Origin of the sequence: Telluria aromaticivorans (genome assembly GCF_013003915.1) — a bacterium.
GTDB classification, from domain to species: Bacteria; Pseudomonadota; Gammaproteobacteria; order Burkholderiales; family Burkholderiaceae_D; genus Telluria; species Telluria aromaticivorans.
In genome coordinates this window covers 126,445-151,552 of the sequence record NZ_JABAIV010000007.1, presented here as the reverse complement: position 1 = coordinate 151,552, position 25,108 = coordinate 126,445, and the positions used below count along the sequence as shown (strand labels likewise).

Below are 25,108 nucleotides of genomic sequence, written 5' to 3'. Positions count from 1 at the left end.
CCGATGACCACGACCAGCCCCGTCTTCCAGCTCGACCTGAACGACAACTCGCCACTGTACATGCAGCTGGCGCGCAAGCTCGCGCAGGACGTACGCGATGGCCGCTACCAGGCCGACCAGGCGCTGCCCTCCGAACGCACCCTGTCCGAGCGGCTCGACGTCTCGCGCGTCACCGCGCGCAAGGCGATCGACCAGCTGGTCGACCAGGGCCTGGTGGTGCGCAAGCGCGGCTCGGGTAATTACATTGCGCCGCGCATCGAGCAGCCGCTGTCCGATTTGTCGAGTTTTTCGGAACAGCTGCAGCAGCGCGGCTATACGCCGAGCAGCCACTGGCTGCGGCGCGAAGTCGTGCTGGCCGACGCCGACGAACAGCTCTCGCTCGGCCTGTCGCCGAATTCGCGGGTGGCACGGCTCGAGCGCCTGCGCCTGGCCGACGGCGTGGTGATGGCGTATGAGGTCAGCATCATTCCGGCCACCGTGCTGCCGCGTCCCGAGAATGTCGGCGGTTCCCTGTATGCCCACCTGGCCAAGACCGGCCACATGCCGGTGCGCGCGCTGCAGCACCTGCGCGCCATGAACGCATCCAGCGAACTGGCGGCACGCCTCGACGTGCCGGAAGGGCGCGCGGTGCTGTTCATTACCCGCATCGGCTACCTGGAATCCGGCGAGCCGGTCGAGCTGACGCATTCATATTGCCTGAGCGACCATTACGATTTCGTTGCCGAGCTGCGCCGGCCTGCATAACTTTTCGGCATGATGCCGGGCCTAGCTTTCATGGGATAAATCCGAAAATTGGTATTACACTGGTTTTATCGATCACTCCGCACCCAGAGACAAGTCCATGCTGAAAACCGAAACCCCGGCCCAGGACCATGCCACCCTCGACCAGTACCCGACGGTCGAACTGGTGAATGTATTCATCGACGACCAGACCCGCGCAGTCGAGGCAGTGCGCGCCGCGGCGCCGCGCATCGCTGCCGCCGTCACTGCGGCGCTGCCGCGGATGGAAGCGGGCGGCCGCCTGATTTACGCCGGCGCCGGCACCTCCGGCCGCCTGGGCGTGCTCGACAGCGTTGAGCTGAACCCGACCTTCTCGTGGCCGCATGGCCGCGCGGTGGCGCTGCTGGCCGGCGGCGTCGATGCCATGTTCGTGGCGGTCGAGGGCGCCGAGGACGATCTCGAGCAGGGCGCGGCAGACCTCAAGAGCGTCGGCGTCGGTCCCGACGACGTGGTGCTGCTGCTGGCCGCATCGGGCCATACGCCCTATGTGCTGGGCGCCTTGCGCGCGGCGCGCGAAGCGGGCGCGCTGACGATCGGCTTTTCCAACAATGCCGATGCGCCGGTCGCGAACGATGCCGAGATTGGCATCACCCTGGATACCGGGGCGGAAGTCATTTCCGGCTCCACCCGCCTGAAAGCGGGCACCTCGCAGAAGATCGCGCTGAACACTTTTTCCAGTGCGCTAATGGTGCGTTTGAACAAGGTTTACGGCAACCTGATGGTAGACTTCCGGGCGACCAATGCCAAGCTGGTGCGGCGCGCCGTCCGCCTCACTGTGTTTGCCACCGGCGCCGATGAGGCGGCTGCGCAGGCAGTGCTGGAACAGTGCGGCTACCACGTCAAGACTGCGATCGTGGCCTTGATCAAACAAACCACCGTCGGGCAGGCGCAGGCGCTGCTGGAGTCGGCGCACGGCAGCGTGCGCGACGCCATCGCCTGACGCAGCACCTGGCGCACTGCGCCTGCCGAACACGAAAGACCTATGCAGACTTCGCTCGATAAAAGCCCCCCGCCTTCCAGCCCGTCGCAGCCAAGTCCGTGGGGCTGGATACCTTCCCTGTACTTCTCCCAGGCCATCCCCTATGTGGTGGTGATGAGCCTGTCGGTGATCATGTACAAGGACATGGGGATCTCGAATTCCGACATCGCCTTCTACACCAGCCTGCTCTACCTGCCCTGGGTCATCAAGCCCCTGTGGTCGCCCATCGTCGACATGTTCGGCACCAAGCGCCGCTGGACGGTGCTGCTGCAACTGGCGGTCGCGGCTTCGCTGGTCGCAGTGGGCCTGACGCTGCACCTGCCGAACTTCTTCGTCGCCAGCCTGGCCGTGATGTGGCTGATGGCCTTCAGTTCTGCCACCCATGACATCTCGGCCGACGGCTTCTACATGCTCGGCCTGCGCCAGAAGCAGCAGGCTGCCTTTGTCGGCGTGCGCTCCACCTTCTACCGCCTGGCGACGCTGGCCGGACAGGGCCCGCTGGTGGTGCTGGCCGGTTACCTGGCGACCCGGCTGGGCGACGTGCACCAGGCCTGGTCGATCGTGTTCTTCGTGCTCGCCGCGTTCTTCTTCCTGGCCTTCCTGTGGCACGGCTACATCCTGCCGCGGCCGGACGCCGACCACAAGGTCGCCCGCACCGACAACCCGCTGCGTGACTTCTTCGTCACCTTCGCGCTGTTCTTCCGCAAGCGCGACATCTGGCTGATCCTCGGCTTCATCCTGACCTTCCGGTTAGGGGAAGCGCAGCTGCTCAAACTTGTGGCGCCCTTCCTGAAAGACCCGCTCATCAAAGGCGGCCTGGGCCTCACGACCGCGCAGTACGGCGTCGCCTACGGCACCATCGGCATCGCCTTCCTGACGCTGGGCGGCCTGGCCGGCGGCTACCTGATCTCGCGCCTGGGCCTGAAGCGCTGCCTGTGGCTGATGGTGTTCGCGGTGCACCTGCCGGACCTGGTGTTCGTCTACCTGTCCCAGGCGCAGCCGACCAGCTTCGCCCTGGTCTGTGCTTCGCTGGCGGTCGAGCAGTTCGGCTACGGCTTCGGCTTCACCGCGATGATGCTGTACATGATCATGGTCTGCGAGGGCGAGCACAAGACCGCCCACTACGCGATTTGCACCGGCCTGATGGCCCTGGGCATGATGGTGCCGGGCATGTGGAGCGGCGACCTGCAGGAATACCTCGGCTACAAGAACTTCTTCATCTGGGCCTGCCTGTCGACCATCCCGGCTTTCATCATGGCGGCGCTGGTGAAGATCGATCCGGAATTCGGCAAGAAATAACGGTGGCAACCAACTTGTGGACGATGCGCGTCCATACCGCAAACCCGTAGGGTGGGCAGATTCTGCCCACGCGTTCAACCAGCTTAGAAATGAACGCACATCTGTTCACAGTCGGTTTGAACGCGCGGGCGTTTGTAATTCCGGGCATTGCCCAGAATTACCCCGCCCACCCTACGATATAGATGTAGCCAACGCGTGCCATGCAGGTCCGCAGCATTGAAACAACAACCAAATGAGGAATACGCAGCAATGCGCGATGCACCGGTGCGCCTGATCTCGCTCGACGCCTTCCGCGGCTTTACGATCGCCGCGATGGTGCTCGTGAATAACCCGGGCGACTGGGGCAACCTGCATGCGCAGCTGGCCCACGCCAAGTGGAACGGCTGGACCTTCACCGACTGTATCTTCCCCTTCTTCCTGTTCATCGGCGGCGTCGCCATGACGCTGTCGCTCGGGCGCCTGGCAGCGGCCGGCGCCGACAAACCGCGCCTGCTGGCCAAGCTGGCCAAACGCGCCGCGCTGATCTTCCTGATCGGCTTCTTGCTGAACCTGATCCCGCATTTCAATTTCGGCGCCGTGCGCATCCCGGGCGTCCTCCAGCGCATCGCGCTGTGCACCGTGCTGGCCGCACCCATCGTGGTCTACCTCGGCTGGCGCGCCCAGCTCGCGGTGGTCGCCGCGTTGCTGGCGCTGTATGCGGTACTGATGCTGTGGGTGCCGGTGCCCGGCATCGGCGCCGGCGTGCTCGAACCGGGCAAGGACTTCGGCGCCTGGATCGACCGCATGGTCCTGGACGGCCACATGTGGGTGCAATCCAAAACCTGGGACCCGGAAGGTTTAATGAGTACCATCCCCGCCCTGTGCAGCCAGCTGTTCGGCGTGCTCGCCGGGCGCGTACTGGCCTCCAAGCTGCCGCGCATCGAGCAGACCGTCTGGATGCTGTTCGCGGGCCTGGTGTTCCTGGCGCTGGGTTCCAGCCTGGACGTGGTCCTCATGCCGATCAATAAGAGCCTGTGGACGGTGTCATACTGCCTGTGGATGACCGGCTGGGCGCTGCTGGCCTTCGGCGTGTTTTTCTGGCTGCTCGACGCCGCGCCGCAGGCCCTGGTGCGCGAGCGCGCGGCCGTGTGGGCGAAACCGTTTGTGGTCTACGGGATGAACGCGCTGTTCATTTTTGCCTTCTCCGGCTTCGTGGCCAAGATGCTCGGGTTTATCAAGCTGGCGCAGCCGGACGGCAGCCAGCTCTCGCTGGGCCGCACACTGTATGCGCCGATCAAGGCGCTGCCGCTGGGCGCCGCCAACACCTCACTGTTATATGCCATCCTGTTCAATGCCTGCATGTTCGCGCTCGCGTATGCCATGTGGCGCAAGCGGTGGTTCGTCAAAGTCTGAATAAAAATATTGGAGCGAAATTGAAACCCGATCTGAAAAAACGCGCGCTGACGCTGGCAGGCCTCACCGGTGCGCTGGCGCTGGGCGGCCTGATGACCGCCTGCACCACACAGCCGGGCAAACCAGGCGACCAGGCCGACATGCCGCCGCCGGCCCCCCGCGAATTCCGCGCTGCCTGGGTCTCGACCGTCGCCAACATCGACTGGCCAAGCAAGCCGGGCCTCCCGAGCGCGCAGCAGCAGCAGGAAGCCATCGCCATCCTGGACCGCGCCGTGTCGCTCAAACTGAATGCCATCGTGCTGCAGGTGCGCCCGGCCGCCGATGCAATCTATCCATCGAAGATCGAGCCGTGGACCGAATATTTGAATGGCGCGCAGGGCAAGCCGCCGCAGCCTTTCTATGACCCGTTGAAATTCTGGGTGACCGAAGCGCATGCGCGCGGGCTGGAACTGCACGCCTGGTTCAACCCCTACCGCGCGCGCCACGACAATGCACGCTCGCCGGCGGCGCCGAACCACATCACCAACACCATCCCATCCGCGGTGAAGCGCTACGGGAAGTTCATGTGGATGGACCCGGGCGAAGAAGCCGCTTCGAAGCAGACCATGGACGTGATCCTCGACGTGGTGCGCCGCTACGACATCGACGGCGTGCACATCGACGACTATTTTTATCCCTACCCGATCGAAGCACCTGACGTCGCCGGCAATGCGTCGGCCCTCGATGGCAACGGCAACGGAAAAGCGGCGGCCAAGCCGGAACTGGACTTTCCGGATACCCCGGCCTGGGAACGCTACCTGCAAAGTGGCGGCAAGCTCGATCGCCCGTCCTGGCGCCGCGACAATGTCAACCGCCTGATCGAATCCATGTACAAGGGCATCCACCGCGAGAAGAGCTGGGTGCGTTTTGGCATCAGCCCCTTCGGCCTGGGCCGCCCGGACCGCCGCCCGCCCGGCATCAATGGCTTTTCGCAGTACGACAAGCTATACGCCGACGCCGAGCTGTGGCTGCAGAACGGCTGGGTCGATTACTTCACCCCGCAGCTGTACTGGGCGATCGCACCGGCGGCCCAGTCCTATCCCGTGCTGCTCGATTACTGGATCGGCCAGAACACCCAAGGCCGCCACATGTGGCCGGGCCTGTTCACCAGCCGCATCGGCGCCCCGGCGCCGACCAAGCAGTTCGAGCCGGACGAGATCCTGCAGCAGATCGCCGTCACGCGCGCGCGCCCGCTGTCCACCGGCCACGTCCATTTCAGCATGGTCGCCCTGACCCAGAACCGCAAGGGCATCAGCGACCAGCTGCGCGCCACCACCTATGCCGGCCAGGCACTGGTGCCGGCCACCACCTGGCTCTCGAGCGAGCGTCCGGGCATGCCGCAGGTCTCCAGCATGCAGCGCAAGGACGGCGTGAGCTTGACCCTCAAGGCGGGCAAGGGCACCGCGCTGTACGCGATCTGGGCGCGCCACGGCGGCGAGTGGCGCTTTGCGGTGGCCCCGGCCTCGCGCGTGGACTGGACGGTGCCGGACGACGCCAGGCTTGGCGCCGCCAACCTGGTCTATGTGAGCGCGGTCGACCGCCTCGGCAATGAGGGCGCGCCCGTGCAGGCCTGGCGCAAACCGAAATGACGATGCAAGGCTCATAAGCTTTGTTCATATGCACAGCGCCAGCATTCATTCGCGTGCCGGCGTGGCGACAACTACACTTGCGGACTTATGCATAACTCCGAACAGCAGCAAGAGGGCCTCGGCCTCGGCATCGATGCCGGCGGCACCCAGACCCGCTGGGCCCTGGCGGCGCCGGGCGGGCGCATCGTCGCCGAGGGCACGGCGCCCGGGCTGTCGGCCCTGCAGATGGGCAGTGCCGAAGGGCGCGAATCCGTGCAGGCGGCCTTTGCCGGGATCGCGAGCGCGGTGCTGGCCCAGGGCCGCCCGGCTGCGGTGCGCGCCGGCCTGACCGGTTTTGGCGGCGAGTCCGACCAGCTGCAGCAGTGGCTGGGCGGCCTGCTCGGCCTGGCCCCTGGCGCGGTAGCTTTTAGTAACGACATCGAAATCGCCTACCTCGCCAGCTTCAAGCCGGGCGAGGGCTATCTCGTGTATTCCGGCACCGGCTCGATCGGCGCCTTCATCGACGACCGCGGCGGCTTCCATCGCGCCGGCGGGCGCGGCGTGGTGCTGGACGATGGCGGCGGCGGATTCTGGATCGCGCGCGAAGCACTGCGCCACATCTGGCGCCTGGAAGATGAGCGCCCCGGCGCCTGGGAAGAGTCGCCGATGGCGCATGCCGTGTTCCAGCACGTGGGCGGCTCGGACTGGTCGTTCTCGCGCCAGTTCATCTATGGCCGCGAACGCGGCGAGGTCGGCAAGCTGGCGATCGCGGTGGCCGCGACCGCCGAGCGCGATCCGGCCGCCGCTGCTATCCTGCGCGAAGCCGGCACCGAGCTGGCGCGCCTGGCGCTGGCCCTGATCCGGCGTTTCGGCCCGCGCCCGGTGGCGCTGGCCGGCCGCGCCGCCGAGCTGCACCCGGCCATCGTCGAAACCATGCGCGCGGCCCTGCCGCCGGATGCCACGCTGAGCCAGACCGGCCTGCGCGCCCACTACGCGGCCGCGCGGCTGGCCGCAGCACCCAACCAATAACAGTACAGGATTGCTTTAGATGAAAACCCTGATCGTCCCCGTCATCCTCGCCCTGCTGGCAGGCTGCGCCACCGCGCCCGTCGAACCCGTCGGCCCCAGGGTCGACACCAGCTTGACCGCCAAGGGCCAGTCGAGCCGCGCGCGCTTCCTGGTGCTGCACTACACCGTGGCCGACACGCCCCTCTCGATCAAGATCCTGACCGAGCAGCAGGTAAGTGCTCACTACCTGCTCACGGACGCGCCACAGCCGGTCATCTACCGCCTGGTCGACGAAAGCCGGGCCGCTTATCACGCCGGCAATTCGAGCTGGAAGAACTATACACAGCTGAACAACAGCTCGATCGGCATCGAGATCGTCAACGCCGGCTGGAAGGACACGCCGGCCGGCCGGGTGTACGCCCCCTTCCCGCAAATCCAGGTCGACGCCCTGGTGGGGCTGGTGAAGGACATCGTCCAGCGCCACGGCATCGCGCCCGAGAACGTGCTGGGACACAGCGACATCGCGCCGCAGCGCAAGCAGGACCCGGGTCCGCTGTTCCCGTGGCAGCAGCTGGCCCAGGCCGGCCTCGTGCTGTGGCCGGACGCCAACCGCGTGGCCGCCGTGCGCCCCGTCTTCGAGGCCTTCCTGCCGGACGTCGCCTGGTTCCAGCGCAAGCTGGCCACCCACGGCTACGCCATCGTGCAGAGCGGCTTGCTCGACCCGCAAACCCGCACCGTGCTGTCCGCGTTCCAGATGAAATACCGTCCTGCCGATATCGCCGGCAACCTGGACGCCGACACCGCGACGCTGCTGGAAGTGCTGACCACGCCGGCCAATGCGCCGCTGCCGGTCGTGCCGCCAGCTGTAATCACGAGCCCGGTGCCGCCGCTGCCGCCCGCGCAGGTGCCACTGCCGCCGCCGGCGCCGCTCATCCCGGAAACCGCGCCTGCCCCGGCCGCCCCGCTGCCAGTGCCGAGCCCGGCGGTTCCGGTCCCCGAGCCGACCCCGGTCAGCCCGCCGGTCCCCGCTGCGGCGCCTGCCTCTCCGGCGACACCAGGCACACTGTGACGGTCGCCCCAGCCGGGTTTTCCCTGTATCCTTCGACCAATCCGCGCCCGCTGCGCGGGGACTCTACTGAAGGATAAAGCGATGCGCCTGCGTCATATCGAAGTTTTCCACGCCATCATGCAGGTCGGTACCATCAGCGGTGCCGCCCAGGTCCTGCATATTTCCCAGCCCGCGGTGACGAAAGTGCTCCAGCACGCCGAGCTGCAGCTGGGCATGCCGCTGTTCGAACGCGTGCGCGGCAAGCTGTATCCGAAGCCGGAAGCGCACCGCCTGTTCGTGGAAACCGAAAAGCTGAACCGCGACCTGCAGGGCATCCGCCGCCTGGCGGCCAGCCTGAAGGGCCGCGCGGTGGAAACCGTGCGCCTGGTGTCGACCCCGACCATCGCGATCAGCGTGCTGCCGCAGGCGATGTCGGCCTGGCGCCGCGATTTTCCCATGGCGCGCTGCGAGCTGGCGACCCACCACACCAGCGAGATCGTCAACGCGCTGCGCCTGGGCGAAGCCGATCTCGCGCTGTCGCTGCACGACCCGCGCCACCCCGGCATCGTGGCCGAGCCGATCGCCCACGGCAACCTGACCGTGATGGCGCCTAGTGGCACCTGGACCGACGCAGAATTGGCCCTGCCTTTCGGCGCCGAAGGCCTGGTCGGTGAGCTGATCGGCCTGAACGACGGCGACCCGCTCGGCGAGATCGTGGTCGCGGCCTGCGAAGCCGAGGGCGTGCAGCCGGTCTACCACACGGTGGTGCAGACCTACCAGATCGCCCGTTCGCTGGTGGAAGCCGGCGCCGGCATGGCCGTGCTCGATCCGTTCACGGCCGCCTCGGCCACCCCTGGCAAGGTCCAGTGCCGCGAGTGGGCGCCGGCGATCCCGGTGCATTTGTATTTGCTGAGCGCCAGCCATTCTCCCCTGTCGCACGGGGCGCGCGAGCTGGCCAACTGTATCGGCGCGACCGCGCGCGCCTGTCTCGACAAGGGTTGTGCATGACCAGCATCGGGCTGGAACCGGGCGTGGCCAGCGAAGACATCGCCGGCAGCCCGGAATTCCGCCATCTCTCGAGCATCGCCGGCATCGCCGTCGACCTGCGCTACGCCACCAGTAACAACTTCGTCGGGCGTGACCTGTATTCGCCTTTCGACTGCGCCTGGCTGCACCGCGATGCCGCCGCCGCGCTGGAAAACGTGGTGGCCTGGCTGGCGCGTGAGCGCCCCGGCTACACCGCGCTGGTGCTCGACGCCCTGCGCCCGCAGCGCGTGCAGGAGCAGCTATGGAATGCATTGGAAGGCACCGGCCTGCAGATGTACCTGGCCAACCCGGTGCGCGGCTCGATCCATTCGTATGGCATGGCGCTCGACATCACCCTGCTCGATGAAGCAGGCGTGGAGCTGGACATGGGCACCGGCTTCGACGACATGACCGAGCTGTCGCACCCGGCGCTGGAAGAAGGGTTTCTCGTGGCCGGCCAGCTGACGGATGAACAGGTGGCCAACCGCCGCCTGCTGCGCGCAGGGATGCTGGGGGCGGGCTTCCTCGGCATCAATACCGAATGGTGGCATTTCGATTGCGGCGACCGCGAGCTGGTGCGCGCGACTTTCCGCCGGGTTCTCTGAGCCCATTCCTTCCGCACGACTCCCGACTGCGAATAAGGTCGACACCCTGGCGCCGCCCGGCTATATTCAGCTTTTCGGTCTTCTCCTGCTGACGATGCGCGTCTTCCTGCCTGCGGCTTTACTCTCTTTGCTGCTGTCCGTCCCCGCCGCCGCCCAGTCGGTCGCCTTCAGCTTCGACGATGGCCCTACGCTGGCCACGACCCCGCGCCTGTCGCCGCAGGCGCGCAACGAGGCCATGCTATCCGCGCTGGCGAAGCATAAAGTGAAGGCTGCGCTGTTCGTCACGGCCGGCAACGGCGCCGACCGCCCGGAGGGCCTGGCGCTGGCGCGCGCCTGGGGCCAGGCCGGACATGCCGTTGCCAACCACACGATGACCCACCCCGACCTGGACAGTGCCAAGGTCAGCCTGGCCCACTACCAGCAGGAAGTGCTCGACTGCGACCGCATCATCGCCGCACTGCCGGGCTACCAGAAATGGTTCCGCTTTACCTACCTGCGCGAAGGGAACACCAAGGACAAGCGCGACGGCATGCGCGTCTTCCTGCGCCAGCACGGCTACCGCAACGCCTATGTCACGCTCGACACCAGCGACTGGCGGCTGAACGAGAAGCTGGTCGAGGTGCTGGAAAAGAATCCGCAGGCCGATGTCGAGCCGATTCGCCAGGCCTACCTGGCGCACATCCGCCAGCGCGCCCTGGCCTACCGCGCACTCAGCCAGCGCCTGCGGGGCCGGGACATTCCCCAGGTGCTGCTGCTGCACCATAACCTGATCAATGCGCTGTGGCTGGACGATGTGGTCAAGCAGTTCAAGGACATGGGGTGGGCGATCACGACCCCAAGCGAGGCGTTTGCCGATCCGGTGTACCAGTTGATGCCGGATCGGGCAGCGCCGGGTCAGAGTTTGTTGCTGTCGATGGGGAGGAGTTTGGGCTTGTCGACTGCGGAGCTGGGGTTGCGGCTGATGGACGATGGGGATTTTGAGATCGAGGCTTTGGAGAAGAAAGGCTTGTGATTTGTGGCTGCGTTTTGAGCCGACCTCATTCACGCAAACTTGGCCGGAAGTCGTAGCCGCCAGTGGCGGGTACGACGGTTTTTAGGGTGGTGGTATAGAAACCGCTTCCGAAACTCAGCTGACAAAATAAAACAAGGTCGCTCCGGCGAAGGCCGGAGCCTAAGTTCGACGCGCAGCCACGATCACCTCACGGCGCCGCAGGCGCCGCCACCTGCGGATGTACGCTCCCCGACCGCGCCACCCACTCCACCAGCGCCTCCAGCACCGCACGCCCGCGCCCATTCCCCGCCTGCTCGCTATTGACCATCGCCACGAACACGTTCTGCACCCCGTTCGCATCCGGCACATAGCCGGCCAGCGCCACCACGTTGCGCAGCGTCCCGGTCTTCAAGCGCGCACGGCCCGCAGCGGCGGTGCCGTGCAGGCGGCGGCGCAGGGTGCCGTCGATGGCGGCGATCGGCATGCTGGCCTGGAATTCGGGCGCCCAGTTGCTGCGCAGGCCGGCCTGCAGCAGGTAGGCCATCTGCTGCGGCGAGATGCGCTCAAGGCGCGACAGGCCCGACCCGTTCTCGATCACGAAACCGGCATCGTCGATGCGATGGCCGCGCATCCATTCGCGCACGGCCGCGTCGGACCGCGCAAAGGTGGTCTCGCCGGTGGCGGGCACCGCAAAACTGCCGGCCGCCGGATCCGCCTGCAGGCTGCCCAGGCTCAGGAACAGGGTGCGCGCCAGCAGGTTGTCGGAGGGCTTATTGGTGTCGCGCACCAGCTCGGGCAGCATGCGCGAGGTGTGCTCGGCCAGCAGGGTGGATCCCGGCGGTGTCACGCCGTCGACCACCTTGCCGCTGAATTTGCCGCCCAGTTCCTTCCACTTCTGGCGGAACAGGCGGTCGATGTAGTCGTCGCGATCGAGCACGTTGATGCTGTAGGTGCGCGCACAGTCTTTCGGGAAGGTCCCGTGCAGGACCACCTTGATGCGGCCATCCTTCTGGCGCACGGCTTCGGGCAGCTTCCAGCCGGTCTCCCATGTCGAGCAATCGGCATCGACCAGGGTCATATCCGAGCCAATGCTCACGCGGTCCAGCGCCGGCTGCATCTGCAGCTTGAGCTGTTTGCCGGTCGAGCGCATGTCGATTTGCAGCATGTTCTTGTTGACCAGCAGCGCATCGGGAATCACGTTGTAATAGGCTTCGGGCGACTCGTCGAAAGGCGGGATGCCGACGTCGGTGCGGGCAGGCTGGAATAGCTGGCGGTCCAGCACCAGGTCGCCCTCGATGCGGCGAATGCCCTGGTAATGCAGGGCGCGCAGCATGTTCTCCACATCTTCGCCGGAAAGGTCGGCGTCGGCGCCGCCTTTTAAAATCAGGTTTCCGCGCAGGACGCCCTTGTCGATGCTGCTAGTCGCGCGCAGTTCGGTGCGGCCGCGAAAAGCAGGCCCGAGGCGTTCCAGGCTGGCCAGGGTCGTCACCAGCTTCATCGTCGACGCCGGCTGCATCGGCCGTGCGGCCCCGTGCGACAGCACCACCGCATCGCCCTTGAGCACCAGCACGCCGAGTGCATCTTCCGGCAGGCCCTGCTGCGCCATCACCTGCGCCACCGGGGCCGGCAGCTGCGCATGGGCCAAGCCAAACGTGGCAAAGAGGGCGGTGGCGAGAGTCAAGGGGGGCAATAGTCCGCGCAGCATGGCAATCCTTTAACCGAAGAAGAGATAGGCGACGAAGATGGCGGCAATGATGCCGATCAGGTCGGCCAGCAAACCATAGCTGACCGCATAGCGCGTCTTGCGGATGCCGACCGAGCCGAAATACAGCGCGATGATATAGAAAGTCGTGTCGGACGCGCCCTGCAGGATGCTGGCCAGGCGGCCGACAAACGAATCCACGCCATAGGTCTTGATCGCATCGATCATCATGGCGCGCGCGCCGCTGCCCGACAGGGATTTCATCAGCGCGGTCGGCAGGGCGCCGACGAAGTCGGTCTGCAGGCCGAGTGCATTGAAGACCCAGGCGAAGCCGCTCACGATCAGGCCCAGCACGCCCGAATTACGCACCACGCTGATGGCGACGATCATGCCAACCAAATAGGGAATGATCTTGATCGAGGTCTCGACACCGGCCTTGGCGCCTTCGATGAAGGTCTCGAACACGTTGACCCGCTTGCGCAGGGCGGCCGTCATGAAGGCAGCGATCACCCCGAACAGCACCAGGTTGGCGACGACGCTCGAGACCAGCTGGATCTGCGACTTGTCGAGGAAATAGGTGAAGCTGAACACCATCGAGGCGATCAACGCGGCAGTGCCGCCGATCCAGGCGAAGATCACCGGGTCGAGCAGGTTGATGCGCTGGCGCAGCCCGACCAGGATGATGCTGGCGATCGTCGCGGTATAGGTCGCGATCAGGGTGGGAATAAAAATGTCGGCCGGGTTGGCCGCGCCCAGCACTGCGCGCTGCGCCATCACGGCCAGCGGGATGATGGTCAGGCCCGAGGTCTGGATCACCAGGAACATCAGCTGGGCGTCGGTCGCCTCGTCCTTCTGCGGGTTGAGCGACTGCAGGCTTTCCATCGCCTTCAGGCCGAACGGGGTGGCGGCATTGTCCAGGCCCAGCATGTTGGCCGAGAAGTTCATCACCATGTGGCCGTTGGCCGGGTGCTCACGCGGTACGCCGGGGAAGATGCGCGCGAAGAAGGGCGCGATGACGTGCGCGAAGCGCTGGATCAGGCCGGCCTTTTCGCCCACGTTCATGATCCCGAGCCAGAAGGTCATGACGCCGGCCAGCGGCAGGGCGATGTCCATCACCGCCATCTTGGCCGCGTCGAAGGTGCCGTCGATGATGCGCTTGAAGATTTCGGTGTCGCCCATGAACAGCCACTGCGCGAGTGCCGCGATGAAGCCGACGAGGAAGAAACCGGTCCAGATGTAATTGAGTGCCATGAGTTCGCTGCCGCTGAGATACCGTTCGATTGTGCAGCGAGAGTATAGGCCGGGAATAAGCTGCACAGATGAAAGAATGCGTCTGCGCCATGTTCAAAAGTTATGAATTTTATGGTGTGGCCTGTCCAGGACCTGGTTTTTGTTTTCTCAATAGCATCAGAATCCGGGCATAATCTTCTCTCCAAAATCGCGCCTATCGGGAAGAGACCAGCATGCATCGTCAATCCTGCAGTATCTTGTGCAGCCTTGTTTTCGCACTCGGCAGTGCCGTCGCCGCGAATGGCTACGCGCAGGCGCAGGCCCCTGGCCGTAGCGAACGCGTTGCTGCGCTGCTTCCCGAAATCGACAAGCTGTACGCGGACCTTGCCGCCAAAGAACACCTGCCGGGCCTGGTGTATGGCGTGGTCCTGGACGGCAAGCTGGTGCATGTTCGCGCGCTCGGCCTTGCCGATGTCGGGAGCAAGATCCCTGCGACGAATTCAACCGAATTCCGTATCGCGTCGATGACCAAGAGCTTCGTGGCGCTGGCGGCACTGAAGCTGCGTGACGCGGGCAAGCTGCGGTTGGAGGATCCGGTCGCCGATTACCTGCCCGAACTGCGCCGCCTCCAGCTGCCGACCACCGACTCGCCCGCGCTGACGATACGCCAGCTGATGACCATGACCACCGGTCTGCCCGAAGACAATCCCTGGGGCGACCGCCAGATGGCCATTTCCAGCGCCAGGATCGAACAGCTGGTCGGCGGCGGGCTGTCGTTCTCCAACGCTCCCGGCGTCGGCTTCGAGTACAGCAACCTGGGGTACATCATGCTGGGCAAGGTGGTCAGCAAGGCGTCCGGCATGCGCTTCCAGGATTACGTCACGCGCGAGGTACTGCGCCCGCTCGGGATGAACAACACGCGCTGGGAATATACGCAAGCCGCGCCGGGCAAGCTGGCGCTGGGCTACCGCTGGGACCGCGACCACTGGGAGCTTGAACCGATCCTGCCCGATGGCGATGGCGCCGCAATGGGCGGACTGATCACCACTAGCGACGATTTTGCCCGCTACATCGCCTTCCACCTGGACGCCTGGCCGGCCCGCAGCGACCCGGAGCGCGGCCCGCTGCGCCGTGCCTCGGTGCGCGAGATGCATCAGCCGCACGCATTTGAAAGCTTGGCCGGCAAGGCGACTATGCTTGATGGCAAAACTCCGAATCCGCGGATGCATTCCTACGGCTACGGCCTCGAATGGATAGGCGATAGCCGCGGCGTGGTGATCTCCGGCCATGGAGGCGGGTTGCCCGGCTTCGGCAGCCAGTACTATTTCGCGCCGGACCATGGGGTCGGCGTATTCGCCTTCAGCAACCTGCGCTATGGGCCGGTGTACGGCCCCACGGCCAAGGTGCTGGTCACCTTGGTCGAGCGGGCCGATCTCGGCCCGGCCCCGGTTGCCGTATCGCCGATCCTGGCGACGCGCCAACTGCAAGTGGCGCAACTGCTGCAGTCGTGGGATGCTTCGCTGGGGAGCGCGATCACGGCCGACAACTTCTTCCTCGACCGCTCGCGCGAAGACTGGATCGTGCACGCGCGCGAAAAGCTGGAGCCGATCGGTAAAATCACCTCGGTCGGCCCGGTCAAGGCCGAGAACGGGCTGCGCGGCAGCTTCCCCTTGCATGGCGAGCGCGGTACGGTGACCGTCAAATTCACGCTCACGCCCGAACGTGATCCCAAGGTGCAGGAGCTCAAGCTTACCCCAGTCAAGCCATGACATTTCGCCTGACCACCGCCCTCGTGTTCTCCCTGCTGTGCGCCGGCAGTGCGGGCGCGCAGCCGGCAGCGCAGCCGCAGGAAAAAGTCCTGCGCATGTTCCTGTCCACCAGCGAGACCGGCCTGGACCCGGCTTCGGCGTCCGACAACGCCACGCTCTCGCTGCTGGAAAACCTGTTCGATCCGCTGCTGCGCTACGACTACCTGGCGCGCCCGGCCAGGCTGCGCCCGAATACCGCGACTGACATGCCGGAGATCAGCGCCGATGGCTTGAGCTACACCTTCCGCATTCGTCCCGGCATCTACTTCACCCCGGACCCGGCCTTCAAGGGGATAAAACGCGAGATGACGGCGCAAGACTACGTCTACAGCATCAAGCGCCTGTACAACCCGGCGCTCAAGTCGCCCTGGGCCTATATGTTCGAAGGGAAGCTCGCGGGCGACGAGGCGCTGCGCGAGGACTTCAACATCGACGCGCCCATCGCCGGCCTGCAGGCACCTAGCCGCTACCTGCTCCGCATTCGTTTGAAGGCGCCGGACAACAACTTCCTGTTCTATCTCGCCACGTCGGCCACCGGCGTGGTCGCGCGCGAAGTGATCGAGGCCTATCCCGGCCAGGCCGGCAACCATCCGATCGGCACCGGCCCCTTCATGATCGGCGAGTGGAAGCGCAGCGACCGCATCATCCTGCTGGCCAACCCCTACTCGAGCGCCGTGTTCCAGGCCACGCCGGGAGACGGGGCGAATTACAGCGCGGAAGACAAGGCCATCGCCGCCGCCTTGAACGGCAAGCGCCTGCCGCGCGTGGACCGCGTCGAGGTGCGCATCGCCGAGGAATTCCAGGGCCGCATGCTGGGCTTCCTGAACGCCGAATACGATTACCTCGAGCAGATCCCCGAGTCGATGACCGACATGGTGGTGCGGGACGGCCAGCTGAAACCCGAGCTGGCGGCGCGCGGCGTCACCCTGTCGCGCTTCCCGGTGCTGCAGACCTATTACATGTGGATGAACATGACCGACCCGGTGGTCGGCGGCTACGGCAAGGACAAGCTGGCGCTGCGCCGCGCAATCTCGCTGGCCTATAACAATGCCGAAGACATCGCGCTGCTGAAAAAAGGCTTCGCAATCAAGGCCGAGTCGCCGCTACCGCCCAACGTGCTCGGTTACGACCCGAACTACCGCAGCCCGGTGCCCTACGACCCGGCGCTTGCCAATGCGCTGCTCGACCGCCACGGCTATACGCGGCGCGATGCGGATGGATTCAGGCGTACGCCCGACGACCGTCCGCTGACGCTCACGATGCACAGCGAAGCGACCGTGGGTGGACGCCTGCGCGACGAGCTGTGGCGCAAATGCCTGAATGCGATCGGCCTGCGCGTCACCTTCAAGTCGGACAAGAAGACCGAGATCATCAAGGCCTCGCGCCTGGGTACGGTCCAGATGTTCGAAAGTAACTGGATCGCCGACTTCCCGGACGGCGACAATTTTTACCAGCTGCTGTACGGACCGAATGCCGGCCGCGCCAATTACTCGCGCTTCAACCTGCCGGCCTATAACCAGCGCTATGAACATGCACGCGCCTTGCGCGACGGCCCGGAGCGCCAGAAGCTGTACTTCGAGATGAACCAGCTGCTCCACGCCTGGAACCCCTGGGTGCCGCTGACCCACGTGCTGTCGGGGGACCTGCGCCATCCGTGGTTGAAAAACTACAAACGCCATCCGGTCGAATTTACGCAGTGGCGCTACCTGGATGTCGATGTTGCGCAAAGGGCACGTTCCGGCCGGGCTAGGCGCTAGATTTCGTTAGTTTTTCCTAAATAAAACATTCCTGTTAGTTATACTGGCCGCCAGATATTTCATTGGATAGCGCCAAATAACCCGGCGTACCCTGAAATGGAAAAAATAACGTAATGCCAAGACATTACATATATACGAGCCGGTGACGCACCCTCCGGCCGCCCAGGGAAAACGTTAGGAGAAACGCGTGAAGTTAAAGAAGCTTGCCCATTTGATCGCCCTGATCGGCGTAGTCGGCCCAGCAATGGCCCAGGACGTCCCGGTCACCGGCAAGATCCAGCGTGTCGAAATCACCGGCAGTAGCATCAAACGCATTGCCAAGGAAGGCGCGCTGCCGGTCGAGATCATCTCGCGCAAGCAGCTCGAAGACCAGGGCATCGTCACTGCCGAGCAGCTGATCGCGACGCTCAACGTCAATGGCAACGGCTCGGACAACCTGGCCTCGAACGCCGACGTCACCTCCGGCGCCCAGCGCGGCAACAACGGCGCCTCGTCGGCCAACCTGCGCGGCCAGGGCTCGGATTCGACCCTGGTGCTGCTCAACGGCCGCCGCGTGGCGACCCACGGCATGAAGGGTTCGGCAGTCGACCTGAACTCGATCCCGATGGCGGCGGTGGAACGCGTCGAAGTGCTGAAAGACGGCGCATCGGCCATCTACGGCACCGACGCGATCGGCGGCGTCATCAACTTCATCCTGCGCAAAAACTACAACGGCCTGGAAGCCCAGGCCTTCACCGACGTCGCCCAGGAAAGCGGCGGCGAAATCGGCCGCGTCTCGCTGACCGGCGGCTGGGGCGACCTCGATGCGAACGGCTGGAACGTGCTGGCCACCGTGGCGCACAGCCAGAACAAGGCCCTGCGCGGCGACCAGCGCGACTTCGTCAACACCTTCCAGCCGGACCGCGGCGTGTCGGTCGATACCCGAGGTTCGCCGCATGCGAACATTTTCGCCACCACGCTTGCGCCGACCCTGCTGTCGCGCACCGGCACCGGCCCGACCATCCCGGGCGGTGGCACCACGACCTATAACGGCATCAGCATCCTCGACCTGCCGGGCGGCGCCGGCTGCACCAGCATCGACGGCATGGGTCCGTACGACGAGAAGCTGTGGAACAGCGCCGGCGCCGCCTATGGCTGCGCCTGGGACACCGGCCGTGCCGCCGTCCTGCAGCAGCCGGTCAAGAACAGCAATGCCCTGGCGCGTGCCACTTTCCAGTCGGGCGAGCACCAGTTCTTCATCGAAGGCGTGGGCTCGAACGTGGAAGTGTCCAAGCGCTTCTCGCCGAACCAGATCTCGCCGGGCGCCACGACCTTCGGCGCCAGCTCGTTCTACCCGAGCACCGGTGCGGCCTATAACGACGTCTACAACCGCCTGGTCGCCGTCTTCCCGAGCATTTCGGCGAACCGCGGGCTGCCAATCGCCTACCGCTGGCGCTGCATGGACTGCGGCAACCGCGAGATCGTCACCGAAACCAAGGCAGCTCGCTTCCTGGTTGGCGCCGATGGCCCCTTGAACCTGTTCGGCAACCGTTTCGACTACCGTGTCGGTGCTTCGCGCGCCTTCAGCGAGTCGGAATCGCAACTGGGCACCGGCTTCAACTACACCGTCGCCCTGGCCAATGCGCTGGGCAGCGGCAAGATCAATCCTTTCCTGCTGCCGGGCCAGACCCAGTCGCAGGAAGCGATCGACCTGATCAAGAGCACTTCGGCCGCAGGCGTGACCCTGTACGGCGGCAAGACCATTCTGACCCAGGTCGATGCCGCCCTGTCGGGTGAAATCTTCAAGCTGCCTGCCGGTTCGGTGATGGCCGCCATCGGCACCGACCTGCGCCGCGAAGAGTACAAGTTCAACGGCGACGCCCGTGCCGCTGCCGCCCGTCCGGCGATCCTGAACGCGCCCTTCGACGATGCCAACGCGCTGGACAACGTGCACCGCGATATCAAGGCGGTCTACGCCGAGCTGCTGGTCCCGGTGATCAAGGACATGGAAGTGACCTTGGCCATCCGCCGCGACAACTACAGCGGCATCGGCAGCACGACCAACCCGAAGATCGCGTTCCGCTACCAGCCGATCCCGCAGGTGCTGTTCCGCGGTTCGTACAACGAAGGCTTCCGCGCCCCGTCGTTCAACCAGCTGTTCAATGGCCTGACCGAATCGCCGTACGCCGGCAAGGACCTGGTCGACCCGGCCAGGTGCCCGACCGGCCTGGTCGATGCCAGCCGTCCTGGTTGCGAATCGATCAATCCGAGCTATGTCACCGGCGGCAAGGCCAACCTGGGCCCGGAAACCGCGAAGCAGGCGACCGTTGGTATCGTCCTCGAGCCGTTCAACTGGTTCTCGGCCAATGCCGACCTGTGGGAAATCCGCAAGGAAAATACCATCGACGTGTTCCCGATCACGACCATGGTCGCGAACTACAACCTGTTCGAAGAGCAGTTCATCCGCAACGCCGCCGGCGAGATCATCATCATCGACCAGCGCTGGGTCAATGCCGGCGAGCGCCATACCCGCGGCCTGGAGGTGGGTGCGCGCTTCAATGGCAAGTTCAGCACCGGTTCCTCGTGGACCTTAGGGCTGGACGGTTCGCGCCTGCTCGAGAAGAAGTCGCGTCCGACGACCAACGCCCCGTTCGGCGCCAGCGAAGTGGGCCGTTTCATCTTCACCGGCGACCTGGGCCTGAAGTGGAAGCACAGCGCCTACGCGACCTACAAGTACGGCAACTGGAGCGGCATGCTGCAGAACATCTACCGTTCGGGCTATACCGACCAGGTGCTGCCGGGCGTCGCGAACGGCCTGGTGAAACCGTCGAACTACAACCCGAAAGTCGATGCTTACTCGATCTTCAACCTGACGGCGACTTATACCGGCTTCAAGAACGTGTCGCTGACCGCGGGCATCAAGAACATGCTGGATGAAGATCCACCGTTCGCGATCACCTACGACAGCAACACCGGCGCCGGCAGCTCGTGGGAACCACGCGTCGCCGACCCGCGCGGCCGCTCGTTCACCCTGATGGCGACCTACAAGTTCTTCTAAGTTGACCGTTTATGGCGGCCCGCTGTCGAGGGAGGCGAAAGCTTCTGCGGCGCGGGCCGTTTTTCTTTGTGGTGGAGGGCATGAACAGTGGAAGTGTGCATTCTCTCCAGTTACCTCAGCACGTCATCCCGGCGAAGGCGTGGCCAATGCCATTGGCATTGGCCACTCCAAGTTTGCAAGCGTCACCACAACGCACGCAGAACTTGGCCGGAACGACGGTAACTGTTTAGCTCATTTCACATGACTATCAACCGGCGCAGCTTCGGCGCCCTCACCGCAGCAGGCATCGCCGCCAGCTTCCCCAGCCTTGCCTCCGGTGCATCCCGCCGTCCCACAAAGAAGCTGATCAAACCCCCGCGCGTGCGCCCCGGCGATTTGGTCGGCCTGGTCGCCCCCGGCGGCTACGCCAACGATCGCTCCATCGACAAAGCCATCCGCAACATCGAAGCGCTGGGCCTGCGCGTGAAAGTGGGTACTTACCTGCGAGCGGTGCACGGCAACTACGCCGGCTCGGTGCAGCAGCGCCTGGCCGACCTGCACGCCATGTTCGCCGATCCGGAAGTGAAGATGATCTGGCCGATCCGCGGTGGCTCCGGTTGCATCTCGCTGCTCGCCGGCCTTGACTACGGCCTGATTCGCCGCAACCCGACCATCCTGCTCGGCTACTCGGATATTACGGCGCTCCACCTGGCGATCTACAACAAGACCGGCCTGGTAAGCTTCCATGGCCCGGTGGCCTCGTCGACGCTGTCGGATTACTCGCGAGAGCACATGATGGCCTTGTTGAGCGATCCGCGTGCGCCGTACACGATCCCGATGGCGCAGGAGAACGTGCTGCGCGCCCAGGCCGAACCGCATTACGGGATCCGCACCATCACGGCGGGCGTGGCGACAGGCCCGCTCATGGGCGGCAACCTGTCGTTGGTGGCGGCCCTGAGCGGCACGCCGTATGCCGCCAACTTCCGAGACAGCCTGCTGTTTTTGGAAGAGGTCGACGAAGCGCCCTACCGGCTCGACCGCTGGCTGACCCAGCTCGATTTGTCGGTCGGGCTGGCGAATGCCGCCGGTGTCATGGTCGGCATCTGCGAAGACTGCAAGCCCGAACCGGACCGCCCGTCGCTGACGCTGGACGAGACCTTCGCCCAGCACCTCAACCGCCTCACGATTCCGGCGGTGACCGGCTATTCGATCGGCCATATCCGCAACCAGTTCACGCTGCCAATCGGGGTCCGGGCCACGCTCGATACCGCGGCGCAGACCGTGACGCTGCTGGAAGCTGCCGTGTCTTGAGGCTCGGTGCGCCGGACCGGCTTATTTCAGGTAGAAGCGGAATCTGATCGGGAAGATCATCTGGCACGGCGAACCGGCACACTGCGCCGGCTTGAAGCGCTGCAGCATGGCGATCATCGACAGGTAGCGCCCGAACTCCTGGTGCTTCACGCCGTAAGTGCTGGTCGTCACAGGCACGCCGTCGGCGCCTACGGTGACATAGACCAGCGCGTCGCCCTGGAAGTCGGTAAATTTACGGTACAGGTTTGCCACCCCCGCATAGAACGCGCGCGTGCCCTTGAGTGGATAGGGTGGTTCATCGTCATCGTCGAGGGCGGGATAGGCGTTTCGCATGATATTTTGCTGTTCCGGCGTCAAGGCCTGCCAGGTCGCATCGACCGGCGCAACTGCGCCGTGGACGCGGTCGCGCCGCACGTGCGAGCCGACGGAAGGATACTCGTCCCTCAAGCCGAACCGTTCGTAATCGCCGCTGGGCATGGGGGTCGCACCAAGGGCACGATGATCGACGAATTCACCGGAATAGGTTCGGCCACTGCCGTTATAGACGATCTTCCCAAGGCCATGGAACCGGCCGTTGCGCCATTCCCCTTCGTAGCTACCGCCGAGCGTGAACACGGCTTTACCGGCGCCGTGGCGCCTACCCGTCTTCCATTCGCCTTGGTAGGTCGAGCCGTCCAGCGCGATCTGCACACCCGTGCCTTCGGGCCGCCCGTCCACGACGCCGCCTTCATACTGGCCGCCTTTGGCATACTCGAAATAGCCGGTCCCGTGCGGCATGCCTTGCCTGAGGGTTCCGATGTATTTGCCTGCCTCATAGGTCAGGGTGCCTTCGCCCCCCAGCTCCCCCCGGACAAGAACGCCCTCCAGCCGGCGCTTGCTGTCGCCCACTACCTGCCATTCGAGCACGCCCTTGCCTTCCGCGTAACCGTCCTTGCACGCGCCCGACCAGGACACTGCAGCATTCACGGGTGCGGGCAAAAGCGGTGCGATGCGGCAGTCCGCTTTGCCGAGATAGGCAACCGGTTCGGCGGCGTGAACGAGGCCGCACAGCAAAGGAATGAAAGCGAGGAGAGAACGGGATAAACGAGTCATCCCGCGAGTATTGGACCTGCCGCGAACCCGGTCAATGCGCGCGGCATAAGTACTGCTTCAGGCCAGCGCGAAGCTCATCGACACCGCGCCAACCGACACGCCGCCAATGCGGTACAGGTCCGGCACTTCGCCGGTGACGTGGAAGCCGGTGCGCACGTAGAGCGCGCGCGCCTTGTGGTTCTGCGACAGCACTTCCAGGTCGACCCAGTCGAAAGGAGGCGTGGCGCGGGCCCAGGCCAGCGCTTCCTGCACCAGCCGCGTGCCCAGGCCCGCCTGGCGCTGGTCGTGGCGCACGCCCATGCCGAGCAGGGCGCGGTGGCGCGATGCCGCCTCGGGATAGCTGCGCAGGTCGATGTGCCCGGCTACCGCGCCAAGCTCGTCGAGCGCAATCCACACATGGCGCCAGCCCGGCTCACCGACCGGCGTCGCCATGCCGCTTGCGAAGCGCTCCTGCATCGCCGGCGGAACACCGGCATCGGTCTGCTCCATCGGCTGGAACAGCGGGGCGCCATCGCGGCCGTTTTCCGCCAGCTGTTCGCCCAGGTAGGCGAACAGCGCCGGCAGGTCTTCCGGCGTGGCAGGACGAACCCTCATCACAGTGCGCGCGCGATCAGGATCTTCTGGATGTCGCTGGTGCCCTCATAGATCTGGCACACGCGCACGTCGCGGTAGATGCGCTCGACCGGGAAGTCGGCCACATAGCCATAGCCGCCGAACACCTGCATCGCATTCGACACCACGCGCTCGGCCATCTCGGAGGCGAACAGCTTGGCCATCGCCGCTTCCTTCAGGCAGGGCAGGCCGGCATCCTTCATCGAGGCCGCATGCAGGATCAGCTGGCGCGCCGCCTCGATCTGCATCGCCATCTCGGCCAGGCGGAACTGCACCGACTGGTGCTCGAAGATCGGCTTGCCGAAGCTTTCACGGTCTTTCGAATACGCCAGCGCCGCCTCGTACGCGGCGCGGGCCATGCCGACCGACTGCGAGGCGATGCCGATGCGGCCGCCCTCGAGGCCCGACAGGGCGATTTTATAACCCATGCCCTCGGTGCCGATCAGGTTCGCCGCAGGCACGCGGCAATTGTCGAACAGGATCTGCGCGGTGTCCGACGAGTGCTGGCCCATCTTCTCTTCGATGCCGGCGACGATATAGCCGGGCGTCGCGGTCGGCACCCAGAAGGCGCTGATGCCCTTCTTGCCGGCCGCCTTGTCGGTGACGGCCAGCACGATCGCCACGTCGCCGTATTTGCCGCTGGTGATGAACTGCTTGGTGCCGTTGATGACGTAGTCGTCGCCGTCACGTACGGCCGTGGTGCGCAGTGCCGACGCATCGCTGCCGGTATGCGGTTCGGTCAGCGCGAAGGCGCCGAGCATCTCGCCTTGCGCCAGCGGGCGCAGAAAGCGCTCCTTCTGCTCTTCGTTCGCATACATCATGGCGATCGAGCATACCGGGCAGTTGTTGACCGAGATGATGGTCGAGGTGCCGCCGTCGCCGGCCGCGATTTCCTCGAGCACCAGCGCCAGCGACACGTAGTCGAGGCCCGCGCCGCCGTATTGTTCCGGCACCGCGACGCCGAAGGCGCCGAGTGCGGCCAGTTCCTTCAGCTCTTCTTTCGGGAAGCTGTGTTCCTTGTCGCGGCGGGCGGCGCCGGGGGCCAGGCGCTCCTGCGAAAAGCTGCGCAGGGCGTCGCGGATCATCTGGTGTTCTTCGCTCAGTATCATCGTGTCTCGTTGTCTCGTTGTCTTGTTATGTGGTGTGCGGCTTACCAGGGGATCGGTTCGCCGTCGTGGTTCAGGAAGCTGCCGTTGCTGGACGCGTCCAGCTTCGCCAGCGTGGCGCGCAAATCGCCCACGCTCTGCTCGACCGTGAGGGCCGCGCCTGCGCCGCCCATGTCGGTCTGGACCCAGCCCGGATGGAAGGCCACGCAGGTCACGCCTTGCGCGCCATAGGTGATGGCGGCATCGGCCAACACCGAATTGAGTGCGGCCTTGCTGGCGCGGTAGAGCGTGCCTTCGGTGCTGTGGCGCGCGCCGATCGAGCCCATTTTGGAGGACAGCACGGCCAGCTTGCCGCGGGTGTCGGCCAGCAGCGGGCCGACGACCGGGATCAGGCGCATCGCGGCCAGCACGTTGGTGTGCATGACCGTGTCGAATTCGGGGCCGGTCGGGAAGCTCGAGCCAGATGGGCCATAGACGCCGGCCACCAGCCAGGCCAGGTCGACCTGTTCGTCGTCGAGGCGCCAGGCCAGCGCGGCGATCGACTCGGCGCCCGTCACGTCGAGCTGGTGGGCGACGGCGCCCAGCTGGGCGAGTTCGTCGCAGTCTTCCTGCTTGCGGGCAGTGGCGATGACGCGCCAGCCATCGATGCGGTACTGGCGCACCATCTCGTGGCCGATGCCGCGCGAGGCGCCGAGGATCAGGGCAGTAGGCATGACAGGCTCCTTTTCATTCGTAGGGT

The 25,108-nt window shown here is 65.3% G+C and carries 19 protein-coding genes and 1 pseudogene; 14 read left to right on the top strand and 6 right to left on the bottom strand.

The features are described from left to right. The first annotated feature begins 3 nt into the window (after positions 1-3). The 10 genes and pseudogenes from HGB41_RS18260 to HGB41_RS18215 all read left to right on the top strand — a co-directional run bounded on the left by HGB41_RS18260 (position 4) and on the right by HGB41_RS18215 (position 10,756). Positions 4-744 (top strand): GntR family transcriptional regulator, encoded by a 741-nt coding sequence (locus HGB41_RS18260; protein WP_171087085.1) that lies wholly within the window; start codon positions 4-6, stop codon positions 742-744. 97 nt (positions 745-841) lie between these two features. Next, positions 842-1,720 (top strand): N-acetylmuramic acid 6-phosphate etherase, encoded by an 879-nt coding sequence (locus HGB41_RS18255; protein WP_171087083.1) that lies wholly within the window; start codon positions 842-844, stop codon positions 1,718-1,720. A 42-nt stretch (positions 1,721-1,762) separates the two neighbouring features. Continuing rightward, a complete protein-coding gene (locus tag HGB41_RS18250; protein ID WP_171087081.1) occupies positions 1,763-3,058 on the top strand; it encodes an MFS transporter in 1,296 nt (431 codons plus the stop codon). A 249-nt stretch (positions 3,059-3,307) separates the two neighbouring features. After that, positions 3,308-4,450, top strand: a complete 1,143-nt coding sequence (locus HGB41_RS18245) for an acyltransferase family protein (protein ID WP_171087078.1) — start codon at positions 3,308-3,310, stop codon at positions 4,448-4,450. Between the two features lie 20 nt (positions 4,451-4,470). Further along, entirely contained in the window at positions 4,471-6,078 is a 1,608-nt protein-coding gene (locus HGB41_RS18240; protein WP_171087076.1) for a glycoside hydrolase family 10-like protein, read from the top strand. An 87-nt stretch (positions 6,079-6,165) separates the two neighbouring features. After that, positions 6,166-7,086: an N-acetylglucosamine kinase gene (locus tag HGB41_RS18235; RefSeq protein WP_171087074.1), complete on the top strand. Its 921-nt coding sequence runs from the start codon at positions 6,166-6,168 to the stop codon at positions 7,084-7,086. Positions 7,087-7,105: 19 nt separating this feature from the next. Next, positions 7,106-7,888, top strand: a pseudogene (locus HGB41_RS18230) (N-acetylmuramoyl-L-alanine amidase); the annotation flags it as partial. Positions 7,889-8,215: 327 nt separating this feature from the next. Next, the gene (locus HGB41_RS18225; RefSeq protein WP_171087070.1) at positions 8,216-9,121 is read left to right on the top strand and encodes a LysR family transcriptional regulator; all 906 of its coding nucleotides are present in this window, start codon (positions 8,216-8,218) and stop codon (positions 9,119-9,121) included. Beyond that, positions 9,118-9,744, top strand: coding sequence for a M15 family metallopeptidase (locus HGB41_RS18220; protein WP_229423109.1), 627 nt, complete (start codon positions 9,118-9,120; stop codon positions 9,742-9,744). Before HGB41_RS18225 ends, HGB41_RS18220 begins: the two co-directional genes overlap by 4 nt. 127 nt (positions 9,745-9,871) lie before the next feature. Then, on the top strand, positions 9,872-10,756 hold the full coding sequence (locus tag HGB41_RS18215) for a polysaccharide deacetylase family protein (RefSeq protein ID WP_229423108.1): 885 nt from the start codon (positions 9,872-9,874) through the stop codon (positions 10,754-10,756). Positions 10,757-10,943: 187 nt separating this feature from the next. Here the strand turns inward: HGB41_RS18215 and dacB are convergent, their stop codons facing one another. Beyond that, the gene (gene dacB, locus HGB41_RS18210; protein ID WP_308788941.1) at positions 10,944-12,416 is read right to left on the bottom strand and encodes a D-alanyl-D-alanine carboxypeptidase/D-alanyl-D-alanine endopeptidase; all 1,473 of its coding nucleotides are present in this window, start codon (positions 12,414-12,416) and stop codon (positions 10,944-10,946) included. A gap of 33 nt (positions 12,417-12,449) precedes the next feature. Then, positions 12,450-13,688, bottom strand: coding sequence for a spore maturation protein (locus HGB41_RS18205; RefSeq protein WP_171087064.1), 1,239 nt, complete (start codon positions 13,686-13,688; stop codon positions 12,450-12,452). Between the two features lie 212 nt (positions 13,689-13,900). Here HGB41_RS18205 and HGB41_RS18200 point away from each other — a divergent pair, with 212 nt between their 5' ends. The 4 genes from HGB41_RS18200 (at position 13,901) to HGB41_RS18185 (ending at position 21,559) form a co-directional block, all read left to right on the top strand. After that, positions 13,901-15,436, top strand: a complete 1,536-nt coding sequence (locus HGB41_RS18200) for a serine hydrolase domain-containing protein (RefSeq protein ID WP_171087063.1) — start codon at positions 13,901-13,903, stop codon at positions 15,434-15,436. Next, complete coding sequence (locus HGB41_RS18195; RefSeq protein WP_171087062.1) at positions 15,433-17,232, top strand: ABC transporter substrate-binding protein; 1,800 nt, start codon at positions 15,433-15,435, stop codon at positions 17,230-17,232. Before HGB41_RS18200 ends, HGB41_RS18195 begins: the two co-directional genes overlap by 4 nt. 187 nt (positions 17,233-17,419) lie before the next feature. After that, positions 17,420-20,269: a TonB-dependent receptor domain-containing protein gene (locus HGB41_RS18190; protein WP_171087061.1), complete on the top strand. Its 2,850-nt coding sequence runs from the start codon at positions 17,420-17,422 to the stop codon at positions 20,267-20,269. Between the two features lie 240 nt (positions 20,270-20,509). Beyond that, on the top strand, positions 20,510-21,559 hold the full coding sequence (locus HGB41_RS18185; RefSeq protein ID WP_171087060.1) for a S66 peptidase family protein: 1,050 nt from the start codon (positions 20,510-20,512) through the stop codon (positions 21,557-21,559). A gap of 21 nt (positions 21,560-21,580) precedes the next feature. Here the strand turns inward: HGB41_RS18185 and HGB41_RS18180 are convergent, their stop codons facing one another. Genes HGB41_RS18180 through HGB41_RS18165 form a run of 4 tightly spaced genes read right to left on the bottom strand, consistent with a single transcriptional unit; the run spans position 21,581 to position 25,082 of the window. Further along, a complete protein-coding gene (locus tag HGB41_RS18180) occupies positions 21,581-22,651 on the bottom strand; it encodes an MORN repeat-containing protein (protein ID WP_171087059.1) in 1,071 nt (356 codons plus the stop codon). A gap of 57 nt (positions 22,652-22,708) precedes the next feature. Then, positions 22,709-23,245, bottom strand: coding sequence for a GNAT family N-acetyltransferase (locus HGB41_RS18175; RefSeq protein WP_171087058.1), 537 nt, complete (start codon positions 23,243-23,245; stop codon positions 22,709-22,711). Then, positions 23,245-24,372, bottom strand: a complete 1,128-nt coding sequence (locus HGB41_RS18170; RefSeq protein ID WP_171087056.1) for an acyl-CoA dehydrogenase family protein — start codon at positions 24,370-24,372, stop codon at positions 23,245-23,247. Before HGB41_RS18170 ends, HGB41_RS18175 begins: the two co-directional genes overlap by 1 nt. Positions 24,373-24,413: 41 nt before the next feature. After that, complete coding sequence (locus HGB41_RS18165) at positions 24,414-25,082, bottom strand: SDR family oxidoreductase (RefSeq protein WP_171087054.1); 669 nt, start codon at positions 25,080-25,082, stop codon at positions 24,414-24,416. Positions 25,083-25,108 lie beyond the last annotated feature (26 nt).

Excerpts from the sequence above, each read along its gene's own strand:
- HGB41_RS18205 (WP_171087064.1), bottom strand. The coding sequence starts at position 13,688 with ATGGCACTCAATTACATCTGGACCGGTTTCTTCCTCGTCGGCTTCATC.
- HGB41_RS18260 (WP_171087085.1), top strand. The coding sequence starts at position 4 with ATGACCACGACCAGCCCCGTCTTCCAGCTCGACCTGAACGACAACTCG.
- HGB41_RS18165 (WP_171087054.1), bottom strand. The coding sequence starts at position 25,082 with ATGCCTACTGCCCTGATCCTCGGCGCCTCGCGCGGCATCGGCCACGAG.
- HGB41_RS18225 (WP_171087070.1), top strand. The coding sequence starts at position 8,216 with ATGCGCCTGCGTCATATCGAAGTTTTCCACGCCATCATGCAGGTCGGT.
- HGB41_RS18200 (WP_171087063.1), top strand. The coding sequence starts at position 13,901 with ATGCATCGTCAATCCTGCAGTATCTTGTGCAGCCTTGTTTTCGCACTC.
- HGB41_RS18235 (WP_171087074.1), top strand. The coding sequence starts at position 6,166 with ATGCATAACTCCGAACAGCAGCAAGAGGGCCTCGGCCTCGGCATCGAT.
- HGB41_RS18250 (WP_171087081.1), top strand. The coding sequence starts at position 1,763 with ATGCAGACTTCGCTCGATAAAAGCCCCCCGCCTTCCAGCCCGTCGCAG.
- HGB41_RS18245 (WP_171087078.1), top strand. The coding sequence starts at position 3,308 with ATGCGCGATGCACCGGTGCGCCTGATCTCGCTCGACGCCTTCCGCGGC.
- HGB41_RS18170 (WP_171087056.1), bottom strand. The coding sequence starts at position 24,372 with ATGATACTGAGCGAAGAACACCAGATGATCCGCGACGCCCTGCGCAGC.
- HGB41_RS18255 (WP_171087083.1), top strand. The coding sequence starts at position 842 with ATGCTGAAAACCGAAACCCCGGCCCAGGACCATGCCACCCTCGACCAG.
- HGB41_RS18185 (WP_171087060.1), top strand. The coding sequence starts at position 20,510 with ATGACTATCAACCGGCGCAGCTTCGGCGCCCTCACCGCAGCAGGCATC.
- HGB41_RS18195 (WP_171087062.1), top strand. The coding sequence starts at position 15,433 with ATGACATTTCGCCTGACCACCGCCCTCGTGTTCTCCCTGCTGTGCGCC.
- HGB41_RS18180 (WP_171087059.1), bottom strand. The coding sequence starts at position 22,651 with ATGACTCGTTTATCCCGTTCTCTCCTCGCTTTCATTCCTTTGCTGTGC.
- HGB41_RS18175 (WP_171087058.1), bottom strand. The coding sequence starts at position 23,245 with ATGAGGGTTCGTCCTGCCACGCCGGAAGACCTGCCGGCGCTGTTCGCC.
- HGB41_RS18220 (WP_229423109.1), top strand. The coding sequence starts at position 9,118 with ATGACCAGCATCGGGCTGGAACCGGGCGTGGCCAGCGAAGACATCGCC.